The sequence below is a fragment of the Mesorhizobium sp. LNHC232B00 genome (assembly GCF_000502435.1).
Lineage (GTDB): Bacteria > Pseudomonadota > Alphaproteobacteria > Rhizobiales > Rhizobiaceae > Mesorhizobium > Mesorhizobium opportunistum.
On sequence record NZ_AYWP01000065.1, the window covers coordinates 1 to 5,821 of the forward strand.

Below are 5,821 nucleotides of genomic sequence, written 5' to 3' on the forward strand. Positions count from 1 at the left end.
TTTCGCGCGATACGCTTGTCCCTGGTCAGGTCGTCGAGATAGGTGGCGCGAAAATCGCGGATGAAATCATAGGAACCACCGCCGACAAGGTCGAAATCTCCGGCCTGCACGATCGCCTTCAGCGCGCTCATCTCCTCGGGTCCGAAGGTCAGTGGCCGCGCCGCTCCCATCTTGACGCCGGTCCAGCCATTTTCGTTGTGCGAGGCGGTGACCATGGCCACCGACTGGGTTTCCAGCGCGAACTGGGCGAAATAGGCCATTGGCGACAGCGCCAGGCCGATATCCCTCACCCGTGCGCCCGCGGCCATCAATCCGGACACCAGCGCCAGCTTGATCGACAATGAATAGGAACGGAAATCATGCCCGGTGGCGATGTCAGGGCCGGCGCCGAGACGGCGGATCAGCGTGCCAAGCCCCATGCCGAGCGCCTGGACACCGATCAGGTTGAGCTCCGGCGGCACAGCCGAACCGGGGTGGCCAAACCACCAGCGGGCGTCATATTCGCGGAAGCCGGTCGGCTTGATCAGAGCCTCGGTTTCGAATTCGAAGCTGTTGGGCAAGGCCTCGCCGACGATCCTGGGGGTCAAGACTGGAAAACTCCAGATGGCTGAATAGATAGCGATCAAGCGGCGACATTAGCACAAAAGCCTCCCAGCTCTTACTCATACCGCCTGAATTGGCTCCCCGAGAATCGCCCGATCGTAGCGCGAGGTCACATTGGTTTGCGTGTGTTCTGACGCGCTAGTAACGGATTGTAGCCCTTGTTACATTTTGTGATGGAACTTCTACCAAGTTGTGCACAGCTCCGTTTTGGTTCCCACCTGCGGTTGCTGTCCCGTGTCAAGAAATTGACTTAAGAACTGGCGCCAGCACAGCCTAAGCGCTTTGGCGACCGGTATTTTTGACGTCGCAGTTTCACAAGATTGAGATAATTAATGCCTGTGTTTTTTTTCGACATCCAAGATGGCAAAACACGCTCACCCGACACAGAAGGTACCGAATACCGTGGCATTGCCGAGGCGCAGGCCGACGCCATCAGGATGCTCGTGGCTATAGCGCAAGACGAATGGCATGACGGTGTGAAGAGCGCGCTGGCTGTCCAAGTATATGACGACAAACACAGACCTGTGGTCGCAGCCAAGATCGATTGCGCCGTAACGGTCTATGACGGTCCGTTGCGAGCCAATTAGTTAGATCCGCGGTTCCGAACTGTCAGGTGCAAGGCGTTCAATGTCTCCAGGCGGCGCGGCGCCTTGTGGAAGCCTCCATAGCGTTCGTTCACTCCCACGGTCGACCAGTGCGGCGATGCTCATTGAAAGCAAGTGTGCAACACGCTCGCGTCAAGCGCCGGCAGCAGAACATGATTATGGGAAGGCGTGAGCTTGGTTTCGAGGAGGTAACATTTCCCAAGCCGCTCGACAACACGCCTTACATGCTGGCTTTCGGCTACTGGGGCCACGAAGTTCGCATCGGCTGTCGAGACAACGGCAACGTTCTTCAACCCGATTGCCGACAGCAATCTGCCGCGGCTGCGCAGACAGGAATTCTCGCAGTCTACGGCAACGACATCGCCGATCATCACATTTCCGCTCTCATCGGTCATGCCTGAATCCAGCAATGACCGCCAGGAGCCAAGGTCGCTCCAAGTGAAGCTTACAGGTACCAAAGCGATATTGCTGACTTTCTCCATAATGGCGTAGTCAATGGAAATCGCCCGGTCTGACGCATAGAGATTGAGCGGAAGATAGGTACCAGAGTCGGCTTCCTCTGAGAAGCGCGCCAGCCGGAGCCGACGCAAATCTCGAAGTGCTTGTGAACTGTAGTTACAACCTACGCCAGCGTAGTTCGCGAGAGTCGCCGCTGAGAACTCTCTCCAAAACAAGGCAATCTAGATAAACACGCAAGAGCGCTTCAACTCGCTCGTAACGAATGATTCTCGCCGGGGAACATCTCGTTGAGCATATAGACAGCCTCAGTCCTGTTGGTTGCCTTCAACTTCTTCATGATATTGCGGATATGAACTTTAACTGTACTTTCTCGAAGATTGAGCTCGTGGGCGATTATCTTGTTCGCCTTCCCGCGTCTGAGAACTTGGACAACGTCCTCTTGCCGCTCGGTAAACACGCTCGCCATAGATCTTGGCATTTCGACATCAGCCTTACTGGTCTTGTGCAGCCCTGCAAGGCTACTTGCCGGAACAAATGTGCCGCCAGCGATGACGAAGTTTATGGCTTCGACACAAATTTCGAAGCGGAGGGATGAGGGGATATATGCTTTGGCGCCGTAGCTCAGGGCCTTGAGAATCTGCTCCAACTCATCAGTGTCGGCCAAGATCGCAACTGGGGCGGGATGAGCCTTCTTGACGAGGTCAGCTATCGCGTCACCTGTCTTTGCATCACTGGCCTTGCGGCTTCCCAGGTTTAGCAGAACTGCCGAAACTGGCGGCTTATTCTCGCACGACTGCCATTCATCGATCGATCCGAATGACAGGATGTCTTTCCCGACACGGTAAGTGGTCAAGCTTTGCGCCAGGCATTGCCGGTCAAGCACACGTTCATCGAGCAGAACCAGACAGGCTTCGGCAGTCGCCTTTCCGTGAAGACGTATTGCCCCTGCCCCGCCTTTTTGACCGACGAGTTCCAGCCCACGGATCGGTTTGGTGCCTGTTTGAATTGCCGTAATCATGCCACTCACCCGTAAACAACACCCAAGTTCGAGACCGGCGCGAGACGGGGATTTCGAGACAAGCGAAATAGTGCAAACGATTTTCTGTTCGCGTCAAAGATAACAGACTGTGCGTTCCCAGGCCCCCGCCATCGCCACGCGTCCAACGTATGCAGGCTATCAGCGAAACTGTACGCTCTCACTAATGTAAGTTAAAGAAGCGTAAAAAAAATGAGTTTATTTGGCGAGAGGAAGATCGCCCCGGTATCCCTGCATAACCTCGGCAAAGGCTCGTGCTATTTGGGTTGCGAAACGCGACGCACTGGGCCACATAGACCGCCGCGGTGGCCGAAATGGACCGTCTCGGGGATGCAGATGGAGGACATGCGTCAGTTGTCGATATACCTGTCATCGAAGCCTGCAAACTTGGCGATGCGCTCTCTATCCAGGATCCGGACATGGCCCTGACGGAACTCCAGAAGCTTGCGTTCACGCAATTCTCGCAACATGCGATTGACGTGGATAGGCGTCAGCCCTAGCGCGTCGGCGAGGTCGTACTGGGTAAGCGGGCAAGAATAGCCATTGCGGGCGACACCACCCACGCGCTCCAAGCGCGTCCTCAGTTCGAGCAGCAGGTGTGCGGTGCGCGTCAACGCACTGCGCCGACCAACATTTGTCAGATGTTGGGCGACAAGCGCCCGCTGATGGACCAGAGTTTCAAGAAATAGGGAAGCTATGCGAGGCGATTTGGCGGTTGCAAGCGCAAACGTCTTGGTTGATGCCTCGAATACCGCAAGATCGGTCTGTGCGACAAACGTCTCCGGAGCAGTTCCTGGGAAAGAGTGTGGCAGGACGACGTCGCCCTTCAATGCAAAATCCAGGATCTGACGCTGACCGCCGGCCAGATTGTGCGATATGCATCCCCAGCCAGACTCGATTATAAAGACACGAGCAGCGTGCTGCCCTTGATCAACGATTGCCGTTTCAGCCGGATACCGCCTCAGCGCGAAGCCGAGCGCTTTGACGTAATCCTTGTCATCATCGTCAAGTCGGGTCGATGAGGGACGGTTTTCGTTCCCGGTCAAAAATGGATGCGATGCAGATACCATTGAACCCCACCAACCCCTCCTTTTGACAACCCGGGTTAGTGTATATCAGGCTCGAGCAGATGAGTAGCCTATATTAGCTACGCCTGTTGGAATAGGAAGCGACGTCGGGTTTACGTTGGCCGGAGCCAATCTGGCGAACAGCGCCCGTCGGGCGCGGATCAGGCTTTGCTTTTCTTGAAACTTTCTCGGATGGCCTCGACCATCTCACTCGCCACCATGCAACTTCGGTTGTCCACTTGCGTTGCAGCATTCCGCAGCGTCGTTGCGGCGTCCTTCAGCACCCCCCTGATTTCTCTGGCCGTGAGTATCTCGGATGCTTCCAGTTCAAGCAACAGCGCTTCGCTCAGATGCAAGGCGGCAAGTGCTATCGCCTTGGGCCTGTTGCCCTGCACAACGGGCAGGTCGCCGCCCGGCCTGGTGCGTGACTTCCTTTTTCCCATCTTCAATCTCTCTCCGGACGTACAGCGCACGCCGCTGTCAGAATTTGAACCATATTAGTCCTATTCAAGAGCCCGACACAGCATACGGCGCCTACCAAGTTAGCTGTAGCTCATTGACAGGCCGGAACTCCAACTGACCTCTCGACACCAGGCAGACGTCGGGCGCGGTTGGCCTTTGGGGAACTGATCCTGCGAAGGATCCCGCAGCACTGATCGTTCCCAACAAAAGCTGCCGCGGATTTGAACCGTCTGGGGTTGCGACCCTTCACATGGCCACCAGTTTGGCCGCACCTGAAACGGGACGTGCGGACCTTCCCGTAATGGCGTTCTGCCGGACTGCCGCGTGGCTAACCTTTGTTGCCATGGTCGTCGTGACGATTGTTCCGATCGGGATGCCGCCTGTGTCAGGCTTTGGACCGGAACCCGCGCGAATAGCCGCTTTTGTGGCCTTTGGCTTGCTGTTCGGGTTCGCATATCATCGCAATTGGGCTCCTGACCCTCTGCCTTGTCGTTGCTGCCGGATTCGGCATAGAGGCCTTGCGAGCTGTTAAGCCCAACACGACACCCAGCCGTCGATGACGCTGTCATTGAGGCTGCTACGGGTGGTGCCGGGGTCATGGCGGTTGTCTAATTGCGAGGAACGGTCAGTCACGACAGAGCCCGCAACAACTCTCTTGCTCACGTATTCACAACTGAGGTTTTGCCTATACGGGTGAGGACGCACAATCCGTGGACCTGGGGTGCAAAACCGTTCGGTGGTGAATCGCTTGGGAATTTGAATAGATCAAACCTTGGGACGACGGGGCTAGTCCCTTTGCATGCCTGCATCATCCAAGTTGTGGAATGGACTGACCGTAGTGCCGGACTGTACGCTCACCAGGGGCACTGCGCCTTGGGGGCTATGGCAATACCGTTGCCGGTCAGAGAGTTGTTGGAACTTGACGTCTACCGGCGAACGATCAAGGCATCGACCACGCGTATGAACTCATCCTGCGAGAGGCTGGCTCCGACATAGCATTCTGCATCGGCTTGGCAGTAAGGCTGCGCCACTGAAGAGGCGCCGACCAAGCGGATGCCAGATGATATCAAGCGCATACCCGAGCCGAGATCCTCCCCTTGCCGCCAGTTCAGGTTGCATGCCGGTTTATCATTTGTTGGAGAATTCAGGCGCATCGTTACTGCGGACATGCCATGTGATTCGTTCATGTCCACAGGCCTCGGCGTCTCACCCATCGCCGAGGCCTATTCGTGCCTGAAACTGTTGGCTCGAAAAACCTCGGTCCGTTTTGTGCGATCACGAACGCATGGGGTTCGTTGTCTTCAGCCGGCCGTATCGACCCCCAATCATCAGTTGTCACCGCACAATTCCGAGGTCGATATTTGTGTTGAGCCTATCGCGTCCCTGCCCGAAATAGCAGTGCGAAACGATACGCCTTTGGCGGGACGGGTTGGCAGAGCGCACGAGAAAGTGCTTCCGCGGTGCGCTGATCAAGTTCAAGCATGACATTGTCGTAAGTGTCCGAGAGGCCGCAACTGGGGCAAGCTAACAGGTCGGACCCTTGAGACCCAGTGACACCAGTAAGGGGCACTTTGCATCGATTGCAGCCA

At 56.3% G+C, this 5,821-nt stretch carries 5 protein-coding genes and 2 pseudogenes; 1 reads left to right on the plus strand and 6 read right to left on the minus strand.

Translation table 11 applies throughout. The features are described from left to right. A pseudogene (locus tag X743_RS137905) lies at positions 1-587 on the minus strand (phosphomannomutase/phosphoglucomutase); the annotation flags it as partial. 348 nt (positions 588-935) lie between these two features. On the opposite strand from X743_RS137905, the gene X743_RS137900 reads away from it, so the two are divergent. Further along, positions 936-1,190, plus strand: a complete 255-nt coding sequence (locus X743_RS137900; RefSeq protein WP_023769451.1) for a hypothetical protein — start codon at positions 936-938, stop codon at positions 1,188-1,190. A 59-nt stretch (positions 1,191-1,249) separates the two neighbouring features. On the opposite strand, the pseudogene X743_RS1000000173855 reads toward X743_RS137900, so the two are convergent. From X743_RS1000000173855 to X743_RS1000000172645, 5 genes and pseudogenes are all read right to left on the minus strand, one after another. Continuing rightward, positions 1,250-1,756 (minus strand): annotated as a pseudogene (locus X743_RS1000000173855) (mannose-1-phosphate guanylyltransferase); the annotation flags it as partial. 155 nt (positions 1,757-1,911) lie between these two features. Then, complete coding sequence (locus X743_RS137890; protein ID WP_023769453.1) at positions 1,912-2,685, minus strand: response regulator transcription factor; 774 nt, start codon at positions 2,683-2,685, stop codon at positions 1,912-1,914. A gap of 368 nt (positions 2,686-3,053) precedes the next feature. Further along, on the minus strand, positions 3,054-3,773 hold the full coding sequence (locus X743_RS137885; RefSeq protein ID WP_031258872.1) for a Crp/Fnr family transcriptional regulator: 720 nt from the start codon (positions 3,771-3,773) through the stop codon (positions 3,054-3,056). A 158-nt stretch (positions 3,774-3,931) separates the two neighbouring features. Further along, entirely contained in the window at positions 3,932-4,219 is a 288-nt protein-coding gene (locus tag X743_RS137880) for a hypothetical protein (RefSeq protein WP_023776717.1), read from the minus strand. Between the two features lie 939 nt (positions 4,220-5,158). Further along, complete coding sequence (locus tag X743_RS1000000172645; RefSeq protein ID WP_156934588.1) at positions 5,159-5,419, minus strand: hypothetical protein; 261 nt, start codon at positions 5,417-5,419, stop codon at positions 5,159-5,161. Between the last annotated feature and the right edge of the window lie 402 nt (positions 5,420-5,821).